The organism is Streptomyces sp. 2131.1 (assembly GCF_900105515.1).
In the GTDB taxonomy this organism is placed as follows: domain Bacteria; phylum Actinomycetota; class Actinomycetes; order Streptomycetales; family Streptomycetaceae; genus Streptomyces; species Streptomyces drozdowiczii.
This window is the reverse complement of sequence record NZ_FNSY01000001.1, coordinates 800,014-814,539: the sequence shown is the minus strand read 5'-3', so window position 1 is coordinate 814,539 and position 14,526 is coordinate 800,014. Positions and strand designations below refer to the sequence as shown.

The 14,526-nt window shown below is 72.9% G+C and carries 14 protein-coding genes; 9 read left to right on the top strand and 5 right to left on the bottom strand.

Going from position 1 to position 14,526, the window contains the following annotated elements; genetic code table 11:
• Positions 1 to 51 precede the first annotated feature (51 nt).
• Positions 52 to 1,542 carry a xylulokinase gene (xylB, locus tag BLW14_RS03870; protein WP_093704316.1) on the bottom strand — a complete coding sequence of 497 codons (1,491 nt, stop codon included), beginning with the start codon at positions 1,540 to 1,542 and terminating at the stop codon, positions 52 to 54.
• A gap of 228 nt (positions 1,543 to 1,770) precedes the next feature.
• Here xylB and xylA point away from each other — a divergent pair, with 228 nt between their 5' ends.
• A complete protein-coding gene (xylA, locus tag BLW14_RS03865) occupies positions 1,771 to 2,940 on the top strand; it encodes a xylose isomerase (protein ID WP_093704314.1) in 1,170 nt (389 codons plus the stop codon).
• 62 nt (positions 2,941 to 3,002) lie between these two features.
• Here xylA and BLW14_RS03860 read toward each other — a convergent pair whose 3' ends face one another.
• The 4 genes from BLW14_RS03860 to BLW14_RS03845 all read right to left on the bottom strand — a co-directional run bounded on the left by BLW14_RS03860 (position 3,003) and on the right by BLW14_RS03845 (position 6,141).
• Positions 3,003 to 4,247 (bottom strand): ROK family protein, encoded by a 1,245-nt coding sequence (locus tag BLW14_RS03860; RefSeq protein WP_093704312.1) that lies wholly within the window; start codon positions 4,245 to 4,247, stop codon positions 3,003 to 3,005.
• A gap of 81 nt (positions 4,248 to 4,328) precedes the next feature.
• Positions 4,329 to 4,979, bottom strand: coding sequence for a DUF305 domain-containing protein (locus BLW14_RS03855; protein WP_093704310.1), 651 nt, complete (start codon positions 4,977 to 4,979; stop codon positions 4,329 to 4,331).
• Complete coding sequence (locus tag BLW14_RS03850; RefSeq protein WP_093704308.1) at positions 4,976 to 5,626, bottom strand: DUF3105 domain-containing protein; 651 nt, start codon at positions 5,624 to 5,626, stop codon at positions 4,976 to 4,978. The genes BLW14_RS03855 and BLW14_RS03850 overlap by 4 nt, the downstream gene beginning before the upstream one ends.
• A gap of 95 nt (positions 5,627 to 5,721) precedes the next feature.
• A complete protein-coding gene (locus BLW14_RS03845) occupies positions 5,722 to 6,141 on the bottom strand; it encodes a hypothetical protein (RefSeq protein ID WP_093704306.1) in 420 nt (139 codons plus the stop codon).
• Positions 6,142 to 6,257: 116 nt separating this feature from the next.
• Between BLW14_RS03845 and BLW14_RS03840 the strand changes: the two genes are divergently transcribed.
• The 8 genes from BLW14_RS03840 to BLW14_RS03805 all read left to right on the top strand — a co-directional run bounded on the left by BLW14_RS03840 (position 6,258) and on the right by BLW14_RS03805 (position 14,377).
• Positions 6,258 to 7,091: an LURP-one-related family protein gene (locus BLW14_RS03840; protein ID WP_093704304.1), complete on the top strand. Its 834-nt coding sequence runs from the start codon at positions 6,258 to 6,260 to the stop codon at positions 7,089 to 7,091.
• A 136-nt stretch (positions 7,092 to 7,227) separates the two neighbouring features.
• A complete protein-coding gene (locus BLW14_RS03835; protein WP_093704302.1) occupies positions 7,228 to 8,904 on the top strand; it encodes an FUSC family protein in 1,677 nt (558 codons plus the stop codon).
• Entirely contained in the window at positions 8,901 to 9,407 is a 507-nt protein-coding gene (locus tag BLW14_RS03830; RefSeq protein ID WP_093704300.1) for a MarR family winged helix-turn-helix transcriptional regulator, read from the top strand. Before BLW14_RS03835 ends, BLW14_RS03830 begins: the two co-directional genes overlap by 4 nt.
• Positions 9,408 to 9,727: 320 nt before the next feature.
• The gene (locus BLW14_RS03825) at positions 9,728 to 11,347 is read left to right on the top strand and encodes a sensor histidine kinase (RefSeq protein ID WP_093704298.1); all 1,620 of its coding nucleotides are present in this window, start codon (positions 9,728 to 9,730) and stop codon (positions 11,345 to 11,347) included.
• A complete protein-coding gene (locus BLW14_RS03820; RefSeq protein ID WP_018519746.1) occupies positions 11,344 to 11,751 on the top strand; it encodes a roadblock/LC7 domain-containing protein in 408 nt (135 codons plus the stop codon). The genes BLW14_RS03825 and BLW14_RS03820 overlap by 4 nt, the downstream gene beginning before the upstream one ends.
• Positions 11,748 to 12,119, top strand: coding sequence for a DUF742 domain-containing protein (locus tag BLW14_RS03815; RefSeq protein WP_018519745.1), 372 nt, complete (start codon positions 11,748 to 11,750; stop codon positions 12,117 to 12,119). Before BLW14_RS03820 ends, BLW14_RS03815 begins: the two co-directional genes overlap by 4 nt.
• Positions 12,100 to 12,714 (top strand): GTP-binding protein, encoded by a 615-nt coding sequence (locus tag BLW14_RS03810; RefSeq protein WP_093704296.1) that lies wholly within the window; start codon positions 12,100 to 12,102, stop codon positions 12,712 to 12,714. Before BLW14_RS03815 ends, BLW14_RS03810 begins: the two co-directional genes overlap by 20 nt.
• Positions 12,715 to 12,799: 85 nt before the next feature.
• Positions 12,800 to 14,377, top strand: a complete 1,578-nt coding sequence (locus BLW14_RS03805; protein ID WP_093704294.1) for a cytochrome P450 — start codon at positions 12,800 to 12,802, stop codon at positions 14,375 to 14,377.
• The last annotated feature ends 149 nt before the right edge of the window (positions 14,378 to 14,526 follow it).

The following is a 14,526-nucleotide window of genomic DNA, read 5'->3' as shown; positions in this document are numbered from 1 at the left end:
AAAACGGCTGGTTGGCGCGGTACGCGCGCACAGCCGCTTCCTGATGGCGGATCAGGCGGAACGGTCCCCGCCCAGCAGCGGACCCGCCGCACTCTCCAGTACGGAGCCGATCCGGTCCCACGCCGTCAGGTCCCGCTCCACCGCCTCCAGGACCACGTCCTCGCCGGTGTCCCAGCCGGCGGCGACCGCGACGGGGTCCGCCCCCGTCGCCGCCGAAGCGGCGAGCGCCGCCGCCCCGAGCGCCACCAACTCCCCGGCCCCCGGCACGATCACCGGGCGCCCGGAGAGCCGCCGCACGGTCTCCACCCACACGCGGCCCTGCGCCCCGCCGCCGATCAGCCGCAGCGGACGGCCGGCCACCTCGGGGTCGGCCGGGTCGAGCCCGCAGGCCCGCAACAGCTCGTCGAGCGCCCGCAGCACGGTGAACACGGCGCCCTCGTAGGCGGCCCCGAGCAGCTGCTGCGGGGTCGTGTCGTGCCGCAGTCCGGTGAGGAGACCGGCCGACGTGGGCAGGTCCGGGGTGCGCTCCCCGTCCAGGTAGGGCAGCAGAACCGCCGCACCGCCGGGCGCCGCGTCATCGCGCTCCAGGCCCAGCAGGGCGGCGACCTTGTCCACGGCGAGCGTGCAGTTGAGGGTGCAGGCCAGCGGCAGATACGCACCGTCCGCCGCCGCGAAGCCCGAGAGTGCGGGGGAGGCCGGCCGGGTCCCGGACGCGGCGAAGACGGTGCCCGAGGTGCCCAGGCTCAGCACCGGGTGGTCGAGGAGGCCGGCGCCGCCCAGGCCCAGCCCGACGGCGGCGCTCATGTTGTCCCCGGTGCCGGCGGCGACGGCGATCCCGGCGGGCAGCCCCAGCGCCTCGGCGGCCGACTCCGTCAGCGAACCCACCCGGGCCGCGCCGCTCGCCGCCACCTCGGGCAGCAGCGCCGGGTCGAGGCCGACGAGTGCCAGCAGCTCGGGGTCGTAGGCACCGGTCGCGGTGGAGTACCAGCAGGTGCCCGAGGCGTCGCCCGGGTCGGTGACGGCCCGTCCGGACAGCCGCTCGGTCAGGAAGTCGTGGGGCAGGCGCACCGCGGCCACCGCCTCGGCTGTCTCCGGCTCGTTCTCCCGCAGCCACTGCCACTTGGACGCGGTCATCGCGGCCACCGGGACCGAACCGGTGCGCGCGGTCCAGGCCTCGGGGCCGCCGAGTGCGGCGGTGAGGGCCGCGGCCTGCGGGGCGGACCGGGTGTCGTTCCACAGCAGGGCCGGGCGCAGCGGCCTGCCCTCGGCGTCCAGGACGACCAGGCCGTGCTGCTGGCCGGCGACCGCGATCCCGACCACGTCCGCCGCGGCGATGCCGGACTCCTTGAGCCCGGCGGCAACCGCGTCGCGCAGCGCCTGCCACCAGACCTCGGGGTCGCTCTCGCGCGCGCCGCCCTCGCCGGTGACGAGGTGCGGGGCGCGGCCGACGGCCAGCAGGCGCCCGGTGGCGGTGTCGGTGAACGCCGCCTTGGTGGACTGGGTGGAGCTGTCCACACCGATGACGACGGTATGCGGCGGCATGGCTGACCTCATTCGCTCGTGTATTTGATCGTGCGCAAAACAAATTACGCGATCGGGTCCGTCCGGAACAGGGCCTGTTCCGTGCGCCCGGCGGCCGCGCTCGGATGCCCACACTCCTGGGGCTTTACGTCGCACGGGCTGTCCGTGCATGATTAGTCATGACAGTGAACAAATAGAGGTTCGGCCGCCCGACCGGCTGCGGAACCCCGGCTCTAAGGCGGCACCATCATGACGGAACGCTTCGCACCGACCCCCGAGGACAAGTTCACCTTCGGTCTGTGGACCGTGGGCTGGCAGGGCCGCGACCCCTTCGGCGACGCGACGCGCGACGCGATCGACCCGGTCGACTCCGTCCAGCGCCTCGCCGAGCTGGGCGCGTACGGCGTGACCTTCCACGACGACGACCTGATCCCGTTCGGCTCCTCGGACACCGAGCGCGAGGGCATCGTCAAGCGCTTCCGCCAAGCGCTCGACGCGGCCGGCCTCGTCGTCCCCATGGCCACGACGAACCTCTTCACGCACCCCGTCTTCAAGGACGGCGCCTTCACCGCCAACGACCGGGACGTCCGCCGCTACGCCCTGCGCAAGACCATGCGCAACATCGACCTGGCCGTCGAGCTGGGCGCCACCACCTACGTCGCCTGGGGCGGCCGCGAGGGCTCCGAGTCCGGCGCCGCCAAGGACATCCGCGCCGCGCTCGACCGGATGAAGGAGGCGTTCGACCTGCTGGGCGACTACGTCACCGAGCAGGGCTACGACCTGAAGTTCGCCATCGAGCCCAAGCCGAACGAGCCGCGCGGCGACATCCTCCTCCCCACCATCGGCCACGCCCTCGCCTTCATCGAGCGCCTGGAGCGCCCCGAGATGGTGGGCGTCAACCCGGAGGTCGGCCACGAGCAGATGGCCGGGCTGAACTTCCCGCACGGCATCGCGCAGGCCCTGTGGGCGGGCAAGCTCTTCCACATCGACCTCAACGGCCAGTCCGGCATCAAGTACGACCAGGACCTCCGCTTCGGCGCCGGCGACCTGCGCCAGGCCTTCTGGCTCGTCGACCTCCTGGAGAACTCCGACTACACCGGCCCCCGCCACTTCGACTTCAAGCCGCCGCGCACGGAGGACTACGACGGCGTCTGGGCCTCCGCCGCCGGCTGCATGCGCAACTACCTGATCCTCAAGGAGCGCGCCGCCGCCTTCCGCGCCGACCCGGCCGTCCAGGAGGCCCTGCGCGCCTCCCGCCTGGACGAGCTGGCGCAGCGCACCGCCGAGGACGGCGTGGCCGGGCTCCTCGCCGACCGCTCCGCCTTCGAGGAGTTCGACGTGGACGCGGCCGCAGCACGCGGTATGGCGTTCGAGGTCCTGGACCAGCTCGCGATGGACCACCTGCTCGGCGTCCGCTGACACCATGGGCAAAGAGAGGGGGGCGGACGCGCTGTGCGTCCGCCCCCCTACTTCTGTACGTCTCAGGCCATCGCCGGGCGCGCGTACGCCACCGGGTCGGCCAGCACGTCCGTCATCACCAGCGCCGCCGCGCCCCGCGCCGCGTCACCCGCGACCGACGACGCGCGCAGCCGGCCCCCGCGGGGCGACCAGAGCCCCGACACGACCCGGCCCGTCAGCTCCTCGTCGGCCGGCGGGGAGAGCCACGGCATCAGGTTCCGGTAGATCCCGCCGAGCACCACCGCGTCCGGGTCCAGCAGGTTGACCGCGCCCGACAGCACCCGCCCCAGCATCCGCCCGGCCTCCGCGACCGCGCCGACCGCCCGCTCGTCGCCGGCCCGTACCCGCTTCTCCAGCTCCGCGACGCCCAGCCCGCCGCCGCCCCCGTCGATCCCGGCCGCCCGCAGCAGCGCCGCCTGTCCTGCGTACTGCTCCAGGCAGCCCCGCGAACCGCACCGGCACTGCGGACCCCGCGCGTCGACCACGACGTGCCCGATCTCGCCGGCGAAGCCGTGCGCCCCGCGCAGCAGCTCGCCGTCGATGACCACCGCGCCGCCCACGCCGATCTCACCGGTCAGGTAGAGGAAGCTGCGGATGCGCTCCAGGCCGCCGAACCACAGCTCGGCCAGGGCCGCCAGATTCGCCTCGTTCTCCGAGCGGACCGGCAGCTCCGGGTGGCCGGGGTGCTCGACGGCCAGCGCGGCGGCGAACAGCTCCTCGGCCGGGACCTGGTTCCAGCCCAGGTTCGGCGCCTGGCGGACCGCGCCGCCAGAGACCAGGCCCGGCAGCGCCAGGGCCACGCCGACCGGGTACAGCTCCTGCTCGCGCGCCGAGTCCAGGGTGCGCGCGGCGATCCGGGCCGCGCGCGCGAGCACCTCGTCGGGCGGGGTGCCCCGGTTGTCCAGGTGTTCGGTGAGGCGGACCCGGCCGGTGCCCGCCAGGTCGACGACGCACACCGAGACGTAGTCGATGTTGACCTCGACGCCGAGCCCGGCGGGCCCGGTGCGGGCGGTCTTCAGCGCGGTCCCGGGCCGTCCGGCCTGCCCGCTGAACGTCTTGCCGGATTCGGTGAGGAAACCGGTCTCCAGCAGCTGTTCGACCAGCGAGGACACGGCGGCCCGGGTCAGCCCCACGCGCGCGGCGACGCCGGCCCGGGTGGCCTCCCCCTCGCCCTCGTCGCGGACGGCCCGCAGCACGAGGCTCAGATTGCTGCGCCGGACGGTGTCCTTGTCGGCCTTGGGCCCCAGCGGTGTGAGGTTGCTCTTCATATCGGTCCTGAGCCTATGCGATTCCGTACGCCAGTACGGTCGTGTCGGGCCGGGGCCACCGGCGGGCGGCCCCGGCCCGTCTCAGGACGTGGACGCCCCGCGCTCCTTGAGCATGTCCGCCATGAGCGCGATCTCCGACTTCTGCGCCAGGGCCATGCCCGACGCCAGGCTCCGGATCTCCTTGGTGCCCGCCGCCGACGCGGCGGCCCGGGCCATCTCCGCACCGGCCTTGTGGTGCGTGGTCATCAGCTTCAGGAAGAGCACCTCGGCGGCCTTGCCCTTGGCCGCCCGCAGGGCGTCCAGTTCGGCGTCGGTCGCCATGCCGGGCATCAGCGCGCCGTCGCCGCGCGGAGTGAAGGAGTGCCCCATCCACGCCATGGGCGGTCCGGGGGAGCTCTTCGCCCGGCCCCACATCTCCAGCCATCCCAGCAGCATGCCGCGCTGGTTGGCCTGGGTGTTGATGATGTCGAACGCCAGGCGGCGCACCGCCTCGTCCGAGGTGCGGTCCCGGACGATGAACGACATCTCGACCGCCTGCTGGTGGTGGACCGCCATGTCACGCGCGAACCCCACATCGGCCGACGACTCGGCCGGCGCGGACGCGGACGCCGACGCGGCGGGCGCCGACGTCGACGGGCGTACGAACGTCAGCGCGATCAGCGCGAGCGCCAGCAGCAGCACCGCACCGCCTGCCAGCACCAGGGGCCGCGACGTGCGCGGGGCGGTCGTCACTTGGCGATCCCGCCGGTGCAGGCGGCGCCCGGCTCCGGAGTCTGCGGGCCCTGCACGTACTTGGTGAAGAACTTCGCGACGCGGGCGTCGGTGGCGCTCTTCACGATGAGCTGCTTGCCCCAGGCGCTGAGCATCAGCGGCGCCGCCTGGTCCTCGACGGGGCTCATCAGCGAGTACGGAGTGGACGACACCCGCTCGTTCAGCTTCTTTATGTCGGCGGGCTTCGCCTTGCTGGTGTACGTGACCCACACCGCGCCGTGCTCCAGCGAGTGGACGGCGTTCTCCTTCGGTATGGCCTGGGTGTAGACGTCTCCGTCGCAGTTCATCCAGACCGGGTTGTGGTCGCCGCCGACCGGCGGGTTCATCGGGTAGTCGACGGTCTTCTCCACGTGGTTCTGCGTGAGCTTGTCCCAGCTCTTCTCGCCGGTGACGGGCGAGGTCTTGACCTTGGCCTCGGCCTTGTCCTGCTCGTCGGCCGCGTTCATCAGGTAGCCGCCGCCGGCGACCAGGCCGGCGACCACCAGGACGCCGACGGTGAGCGTGATGATGCGGGAGCGGCGCTCGCGGGCCCGCTCCTGGCGGCGGGCCTCCTCCAGCTTGGCGCGGCGGGCGGCGGAGGCGTTGTTCTGCTTGTTGGCGGTGGCCATGAGAGGTCCTTCGGTTCATCGGATCGGCAGGACGGAGCGCGTACGGCGGAGGGAGCTGCCGTACCGGAGAAGGGCACGGGGCATCCCGGGCCGTCCTAGGTCCGCTGAACCTGAAGGCGTACGGGGTCGGTGTCGTCGACTGCGTCGTTGGAGGGGCCCCGGATGGAGGGGCCGCAGGTGGCGGGCCGGGCCGGGAGGAGCACCACGGCGGCCGAGGGCACGGCGGCCGGTCCCGGCCGGGCGGACGGTACGGCGGGAGCGGAGTGGCCCGACGTGCCGTGGCAGGAGTCGCCGACGCCCCGGTCGCGGGGGGAGTCGGCCACCACGACGCGGACCACCGTGAGGTCGGTAAGGGTCGCGAGGGCCGAGGAGGGCGCGAAATCGGGCGGGGTGTGGGCCCGTACGGACTGCGGTGAGCAGCACGCGACGAGGGAGACCAGGACGAACACCCAGGCGAGCACGACCGCCGCACCGGTGCCGCGCACCCGTTCGGCGCCCTTGCTCTGCCTGTTCATCCCGCACATCGTACGCGGCGCGTTGAACATTCAAGCAGTGCGGGAGGAGGACCGGTGAGCCCATGGATTCACGGACAGCCGGGTCCGTTCCGGCCATGGCGGGATAGTGTGCCCCGGTGACAACGCACTCGAACGTATCTGCGGGCTGGTATCCGGATCCGCACGGCGACTCCCAGCTGCTGCGCTACTGGGACGGCTCCCAGTGGACCGAGCACACCAATCCCGCCGGTGGCGCCCCCGCGCAGCCGCAGGCTCCCGCGCAGGCCCCGGTGCCGCAGCAGGCCCCGCCCCAGCAGCCGGCGCAGGCGCCCCAGCAGGGCGTGCGGCTGCCGCAGGGCGGCGGACCGGTCGGCTCGCTCTTCACCCAGCAGGTCCTGGTCGTGAACCAGAAGGCCAAGCTGATCGAGCTGACGAACGAGTACAGCGTCTTCGACCAGAACGGCAACACCATCGGGTCGGTCGTCCAGGTCGGCCAGGGCGCGCTGCGCAAGGTGCTGCGCTTCCTGACCAGCATCGACCAGTACCTGACCCACCGGCTGGAGATCCGCGACGCCTACGGGCAGCCGCAGCTGCTGCTGACCCGCCCGGCGAAGTTCATCAAGTCGAAGGTCATCGTGCAGCGCCCCGACGGGCAGCCGGTCGGCGAGATCGTCCAGCAGAACGCCATCGGCAAGATCAACTTCGCGATCATGGCCAACGGTCAGAAGATCGGCGCCATCAAGGCCGAGAACTGGCGCGCCTGGAACTTCGCGATCGTCGACCACAACGACGCCGAGGTCGCCCGGATCACCAAGACCTGGGAAGGGCTCGCGAAGACGCTCTTCACGACCGCGGACAACTACGTCCTCCAGATCCACTACCAGCTCCCCGAACCGCTGCTGAGCCTCGTGGTGGCGACGGCCCTGACCGTGGACACCGCTCTGAAGCAGGACGCCCGCGGCCTCGGCTGATCCCCCTTGCGTACGTCCGACCGCCCGCGCCCCTCGCCGAGGAGCGCGGGCGGTTCCGTGTCCGGGGGCGGTTCCGTGTCCCGGGGCGGTCTCGCTCCAGGTGTTTTACTTGTGTAATACCTGTTAATATATATGGGTGAGCGATACAACCATCAGGTCGGCCAGGCCCGCCGTCCGCCGCCTCCCGCTGACCGGACCGCTGCGCCTGAACCGGCCCTCCGGCATGTGGTTCAAGCCCGCCACCAGCGTGGTCGTGGCCACCGCCATACCCAACCTGGTGCTCCTCGCCCTCGGCCGGCTCGATCTGGTGATGTACACGATGGCCGGCTCGCTCTGCGCGTTGTACGGCCACAATCTCCCGTACGCCCGCCGCGCCGGCACCGTCGCCGGAGTCGTCCTCGGCATGACCCTCGGCCTCGGCACCGCCCTCGTCGTCGCCTCGCTCACCGGGTCCGCCGCCGTGCTCATCGCCGTCGGCGCGCTCCTGGCCGCCGCGCAGAAGCTGCTGTGCGACGCGACCCGGATCGGGCCGCCCGGCCCGGTGATCTTCACTTTCGTCAGCTCCGCCGCCCTCTTCGTCCCCCAGACGCTCGGGCAGGTCCCCGGCCACCTCGTCCTCACGCTCGGCGCGGGCGCGGTCGCCTGGCTCGTCGCCGTCGTCGCCCCCGCGCTCGTCCGCCGCGACGGACCCGAGCGCCGCGCCACCGCCCGCGCCCTGAACGCCGCCGCCGCGCACGCCGCCGACCCCGGCCACACCACCCGGCGCGCCGCCGTCACCGCCGTGCACGCCGCCTGGCAGACCCTCCTCGCCGCCGGCCGCGCCACCCCGGCACGCCGGGCCCTGGAACGCCTCGTCGTCCACGCCGAGACCTCCGTCCTCGCGAGCGAGCCCGACCCCGCCGACGCCGCCCGGCTGCGCGAATGGGCCCGCCTCACCCGCGCCCGCGGCCCCGTGCCCACCCCGCCGCCCGCCCCCGGCACCGGCGCGGAACTCTTCGGCCTCGACGCCGAACGCGCCGCCCGCGGCAGCGGGTTCCGGACGCTGCTGCGCGGCCTCGCCCCCGGCTCCCCGCTGCTCCCGGTCGCCGCCCGCACCCTCGTCGGCTGCGCCCTGGCCGGCTACGTCTGCTCCGCCGCGGGCGTCGGCCGCCCCTACTGGGCGATCGTCACCGCCGCCTCGCTCTACCAGGCCAACGTCACGCTCTCCTGGAACCGGACGCTCCAGCGCACCCTGGGCAACCTCATCGGCGTCCTGGTCTTCGCGGCCGTCCTCCCGGTCGCCCGGACCACCCCGCTCGCCCTCATCGGCTTCTGCCTCCTCTTCGGCTTCGCCGCCGAGGCGCTGATCACCCGCAACTACTGGCTCGGCTCCGTCGCGGTGACCCCGATGGCACTCCTCGTCCTGGAGTACGCGGGCAGCCACCCGGCCGGCGAGCTGATCGGCGACCGGGTCCTGGACACCGTCATCGGCGCCGCCGTCGGCTTCCTCGCCGCCGTCCTGGTCACCAACCGCCGCGCCACCGGCCGCGTCGAGCGCGCGCTGGCCGCCGCCGAACAGGCCCGCGCCCACGCCGTGCGGACCCTCGCCGCGCCCGAGCCCACCCCGGCCGCCCTGGACGCCGCCCGCCGCCGCCTCACCGGCTCGCTGGTGGAGTTGCGCGAGGCGGACGACACCGCGGCCGGCGAGTGGTGGCAGCCCGCCCTGTCCCAGGAGGCGGTGCTCGCCGCCGAGCAGGCCGGACACCGTACGCTCGCGGCGACAGCGAAGCGGCGGGGGCCGACCGTCCCCGCCCAGGAGAACGGAGCGGTGTGACCGACGACATCGTGGCCTCGGTGGTCCGGCAGTGGCAGGCCGTGAACCCGGAACTCGACACCGGGCCCATGGAGCTCATCGGCCGGATCAACCGCTGCTCCGCCCTGCTCCAGCAGGCCGAGGACGCCCCGCTGCGGGCGGCCGGCCTGACTCGCGCCGAGTTCGACCTGCTCGGAGCCGTACGCCGTACCGACCGTGAGCTGACCCCCGGTGAACTGGCCCGCGAGACCTTCTCCTCCGGGGCCGCCGTCACCAAGCGCCTCAGGGTCCTCCAGGAGCGCGGCCTGATCTCCCGGCGCGGCGACGAACGGGACCGCCGTGTCGCCTACGTACGCCTCACCGATGAGGGCCGCGACCTGGTCGACGGGCTGCTGCCCCGGCAGCTGGCGTACGAACGCGCGGTGCTCTCCGGTCTCGACGCCGAGACCCGCGACCGGCTGAGCGCTCAGCTCAGCGAGCTGCTCGTGCAGCTGGAGGGGCGCATCGGCGGCGCCCGCCGCTGAAGGGCTCCGCCCGGCATCACTCGTACGGGCACCTTCGCTCGTATGTGCCCATGCGTGGCCCCGTGGGGCGATTCTTCCTCATTCCTCCGGCCCGTCACTCCCCGCACACGCGTGGAGGCGGTGCGTGCAAAAACTCGTGAGCGTACTACCGCGGAAGCGCTCGCGCAGGGGGTTGGAGGAATGTGTGAAAGCGCTGATTCGATCTGACTAAGCTCACGCGCAGTGAAGCCGAGTTGAGATGAATTCGCGCGCTTGTTCCCTTCGTTCACACAAGCGCCGAATCTCCGGAATACAGCCCGAATCAACCGCCAGAGGTTCAGATGGCCCGTGTTGAATCACCGCAGGCCGGCCGGGAAGCCCCCGTCGCCCGCGCCCTGTTGCTTCCCGTCGTCGTGATGGCGGGCGCAACCGCCGCCGCGGCGGCGCTGGTTGCCGAGCCCGCGCGGATACCAGTCGTCTGGTGCGGAGCGTTCGCCACCGTCGTGGTCGCCGCACTCGCCGTCGAGATCGCCCGCCGCGGCCGGACGATCCGCCGCCGCACCACCGAGTACCAGCAGCGCGTCACCGCCCTGGAACGGCGCATCGCCGAGCACGACGAAGAGACCGTCCGCATCGGCAAGGAGCTGCTGCCGTCCGCCATCCACCGTCTGCGCGTGGGCAATTCGCCCGACGAGGTGCTGCGCGACGTGGTGGACTCCGACCCGGTCTACCGTCACCTGCCCGACGCCCAGCGCTCCCTCGTCTACACCGTCCTCGACATCATCGACAACGAGGAGGCGACCCGCGACTCCGCACAGCGCGCCTTCGTCAACGTCGCCCGCCGCGTCCAGGCGATCGTCCACCGGCAGGCCAGTGAGCTGCGGGAGATGGAGGAGCACCACGGGCGCAACCCCGACGTCTTCGACGACCTGCTCCGCATCGACCACGGCACCGCGCTGATCGGCCGGCTCGCCGACTCCATCGCCGTACTCGGCGGCGCCCGGCCCAGCCGCCAGTGGCCCAAGCCCGTACCGCTGTTCAGCGTGCTGCGCGGTGCCATGTCGCGCATCCTGGAGTATCCGCGCGTCGATCTGCACTCGATCGCCAAGGTCGCCATCATCGGCACCGCGGTCGAACCGCTCATCCACGCCTGCGCCGAACTCCTCGACAACGCCACCCGCTACTCGCCGCCGCAGACCCGGGTGCACGTCACCGCGGTCGAGGTGCAGACCGGCATCGCCATCGAGATCGAGGACGGCGGCGTCAGCCTCAGCGAGGAGGCCCGCGCACGCGCCGAGAACATGCTCGCCAGGGCCCAGGCCGGATCCAGCATGAACGACCTCGGCGAGTCCCCCCGCCTCGGCATGGCCGTCGTCGGCCGCCTGGCGCGGATGTACGACCTCCAGGTCTCGCTGCGGCAGTCCGCGTACGGCGGTGTGCGCGCCGTGCTCATCGTGCCCCGCGCCATGATCACCACCGGCCCGGCGCCCGGAATCGCCCACGGCATCGGCGCCACCTCGCGGCCCACCGCCGACATCGACCTCGCCGACATGAAGCACGTCGTGCCGGCCCGGGGCAGGCGCCGCAAGCCCAGCCCCGTCGCCGCCCGCCCCGCGACCGGCCCGGTGACCGCCGAGCAGCCGCGTCCGGTCACCCCGGCCGTCGCCATGGAGGACGACCTGCCCGTCGTGACCGAGTGGACCGCCGGCGGACTGCCCCAGCGCCGCAGCCGCGGCCGCGCACCGCTCGGCTCGCACAACCTCCCCGCACAGGCCGCCGACCCCACCGCCGGCCGCACCAACGGCCACGGCCACAGCTACGGGCCCGGCCAGGACAACAGCAAGGAACCGCCCCCCGGTATCTGGCTGGAGGCGTTCACCAAGGCCGCCAACGGTGTGCCCCACGAGCCCGGGCCGGACGAAGACTCTGACGACGCGTGGGACAAGGGAGATCTGCAGTGATCCAGCAGCGGGGCAACATGGACTGGATGCTCAAGGAGCTCGCGGACGACGTCCCGGACATCCACCAGATCGTCGTCCTCTCCGCCGACGGCCTGCGCATCGCCCGGCACGGCGGCGACCCCGACGTCGCCGACCGGCTCGCGGCGGCCTGCGCCGGCCTCCAGAGCCTGGCGGCGGCCGTCGCCTCCGAGATTCCGTACAGCGACGGCCGGATGAGGCTCGTCGTCATCGAGGTCACCGGTGGCTTCTTCTACCTGATGGCCGCGGGGGCCGGCGCCTATCTCGCCGTCCTCGCCGGCGAGACGGTGGACGCCGGACTCGTCGGGGCGCGGATGCGCGACATGGTCGTACGCATCGGCGGCCACCTCACGAGCCCGCCCCGACACGACGGGCAGGCCGTATGAGCTCTCCCCGACGAGAACGCCGCAAGGCCGACCCGGCACTGAGCGATCCGGAGCGGCTGTACGTCATCACCGGCGATCCCGACGGCAGCGAGCGGGCAGCGCTCGACCTGGTCACGATGATTGTCTCGAAGTCGGAACCGTCACCCACGGTCCAGCCCGAGCAGGCCGTGATCCTCCGGCTCTGCCAGGCACCGTTATCCGTCGCGGAACTCTCGGCCTACCTCAGCCTGCCGTTCAGCGTGGTGACCTCGCTCCTCACCGAACTCCTCGCCACCGGACTGATCGAATCGCGCGCGCCGATCGTCCGCGCGACCCTCCCGGACCGGTCCCTCCTCGAAGCGGTGATGCATGGACTTCAGAAACTCTGACACGATCACGGGCCCCCGCAGCGAGGACGTCCTGCCCACCACGGCCACCGCCGCGGTGAAGGTCGTGATCGTCGGAGGATTCGGGGTCGGCAAGACGACCATGGTCGGCTCGGTCAGCGAGATCCGGCCGCTGACCACCGAAGAGACGATGACGCAGGCCGGCGTCGGCGTGGACGACAACTTCGGGGTGGAGAGCAAGACCGCCACCACCGTCGCCATGGACTTCGGCCGGATCAGCATCAGCGAGGAGCTGATCCTCTACCTCTTCGGCACCCCCGGCCAGGAACGCTTCTGGTTCCTGTGGAACGGCCTGTTCGAGGGCGCGCTCGGCGCCGTCGTACTCGTCGACACCCGTCGCCTCGAAACCAGCTTCGACGTCATCGGGCGCCTGGAGGAGCGGGGCGTGCCGTTCGTCGTCGCCGTCAACACCTTCCCCGAGGCGCCGAAGTACCCCGTCGAGGCACTGCGCGGCGCCCTGGACCTCTCGGAAGAGGTCCCGATGATCGACTGCGACGCCCGGCTGCGCGGCTCCAGCCGCGATGTGCTGATGACCCTGATGCGCTATCTGCACAGCCTCGCCCTCCCGATCGGCTGACCCCGCACCCCTTCCGAACCCGTTCCGCGCGTCCCCACCGCGCCCCCGACCGTCCGGCCCCCGCGGCCCGACCCCTGGAGCGATCGTGACAAGCCCCTTCCCCTACGAACACGGCCCGGTCCCGCCCCCCGAGTGCCCGGCCCACGGCCTGGGCGTCGGACCCGGCGGTCTGCGCCGGCTCTACGGCCCCGAGGCCGAGCAGGACCCGCACGGCCTGTACGAGAAGCTGCGCGCCGAACACGGCACGGTGGCCCCCGTCCTGCTGCACGGCGACGTGCCCGCCTGGCTGGTGCTCGGCCACAGCGAGAACCTGCACATGACCCGTACGCCCTCGCAGTTCTCCCGGGACTCGCGGCGCTGGCGGGCTCTGCAGGACGGCAGCGTGGCGCCGGACCATCCGCTGGCCCCGATCTTCACCTGGCAGCCGATCTGCGTCTTCGCGGACGGCGCCACCCACGAGCGCCAGCGCGGCGCCGTCACCGACTCCATGGCCCGCATCGACACCCGCGGTGTGCGGCGCCACGTCAACCGATACAGCAACCGGCTCGTCAACGGATTCTGCCGCGAGGGCCGCACCGACCTCGTCGCCGAGTTCGCCGAACGGCTGCCCATGATGGTCATGTGCGCCATCCTCGGCATGCCGGAGGAGTACAACGACCGGATGGTCGAGGCGGCCCGCGACATGATCAAGGGCACCGCCACCGCCGTCCAGAGCAACGCCTACGTGGTGGGAGCGCTCACCCGCCTCGTCGAGCGCCGCCGCCGCGAACCCGCCGACGACTTCGCCACCTGGCTCGTCGAGCACCCCGCGAACATGAACGACCAGGAGGTCGCCGAGCACCTGCGGCTCATCCTGATCGCCTCCTACGAGGCCACCGCCAACCTGATCGCCAACGTCCTGCGCATGGTCCTCACCGACCCGCGCTTCCGGGCCCGGCTCAGCGGCGGCCACATGACCGTCCCCGAGGCGGTCGAGCAGACCCTGTGGGACGAGCCCCCGTTCACCGCCGTGTTCGGTCGCTGGGCCGTCGGCGACACCGAGCTGGGCGGGAAGCACATCAAGGCCGGCGACGCCCTGATCGTCGGCATCGCCCCGGCCAACACCGACCCCGTGGTCCGCCCCGACCTGACCGCCAACATGGAGGGCAACCGCTCGCACCTCGCTTTCAGCGGCGGTCCCCACGAGTGCCCCGGACAGGACATCGGCCGCGCCATCGCGGACGTCGGCGTGGACGCCCTGCTGATGCGGCTGCCCGACCTCGAACTCGCGGTCGAGGAGAACGAGCTGCGCTGGGTCGGCAACTTCATGAGCCGTCACCTCGTCGAACTCCCCGCGGAGTTCGCCCCCCGTTCCCCGCAGGACGACCGCGAGCCGCCGGCCATGGGCAGGCCCAGCGCGGCCCGCCAGGACTGGGAGGTCCAGTCCGCCGTACGGCACACCGCCCCCACCCCGGTCCGCGCGCATCTCGCGAGCGGCCCGGCCCACGCCCCGGCGGCGGCGTCCGGTCCGGCCGGCGCGACCGCCACCGTCGACGGTTCGGCGGACGCGCTGACCGGCGCCGGGGGCGAGGGCACGGCCGCCGGCCGGGTGCCCCACCAGCGCGGGCCCGGCGCACCCGCCCGGCTCTGGCGCGTCGTGAGCCGCTGGTGGAACGGCGACTGAGGTCCCCGCGACGACGGGGCGGCCCGGTGAACGGCGGCGCACACGGCGCCCCGGTCACCGGGCCGCCCCGCGTCAGGGCCCCGCGTCAGGGCCCCGCGTCAGGGCCCCGCGTCAGGGGCTCCCGGACCGGCGAAGATCCGCCGGGCCGC

Coding starts and splice junctions, on each gene's coding strand:
- xylB (WP_093704316.1), bottom strand. CDS start 1,542: ATGCCGCCGCATACCGTCGTCATCGGTGTGGACAGCTCCACCCAGTCC.
- xylA (WP_093704314.1), top strand. CDS start 1,771: ATGACGGAACGCTTCGCACCGACCCCCGAGGACAAGTTCACCTTCGGT.
- BLW14_RS03860 (WP_093704312.1), bottom strand. CDS start 4,247: ATGAAGAGCAACCTCACACCGCTGGGGCCCAAGGCCGACAAGGACACC.
- BLW14_RS03850 (WP_093704308.1), bottom strand. CDS start 5,626: ATGGCCACCGCCAACAAGCAGAACAACGCCTCCGCCGCCCGCCGCGCC.
- BLW14_RS03845 (WP_093704306.1), bottom strand. CDS start 6,141: ATGAACAGGCAGAGCAAGGGCGCCGAACGGGTGCGCGGCACCGGTGCG.
- BLW14_RS03825 (WP_093704298.1), top strand. CDS start 9,728: ATGGCCCGTGTTGAATCACCGCAGGCCGGCCGGGAAGCCCCCGTCGCC.
- BLW14_RS03815 (WP_018519745.1), top strand. CDS start 11,748: ATGAGCTCTCCCCGACGAGAACGCCGCAAGGCCGACCCGGCACTGAGC.
- BLW14_RS03810 (WP_093704296.1), top strand. CDS start 12,100: ATGGACTTCAGAAACTCTGACACGATCACGGGCCCCCGCAGCGAGGAC.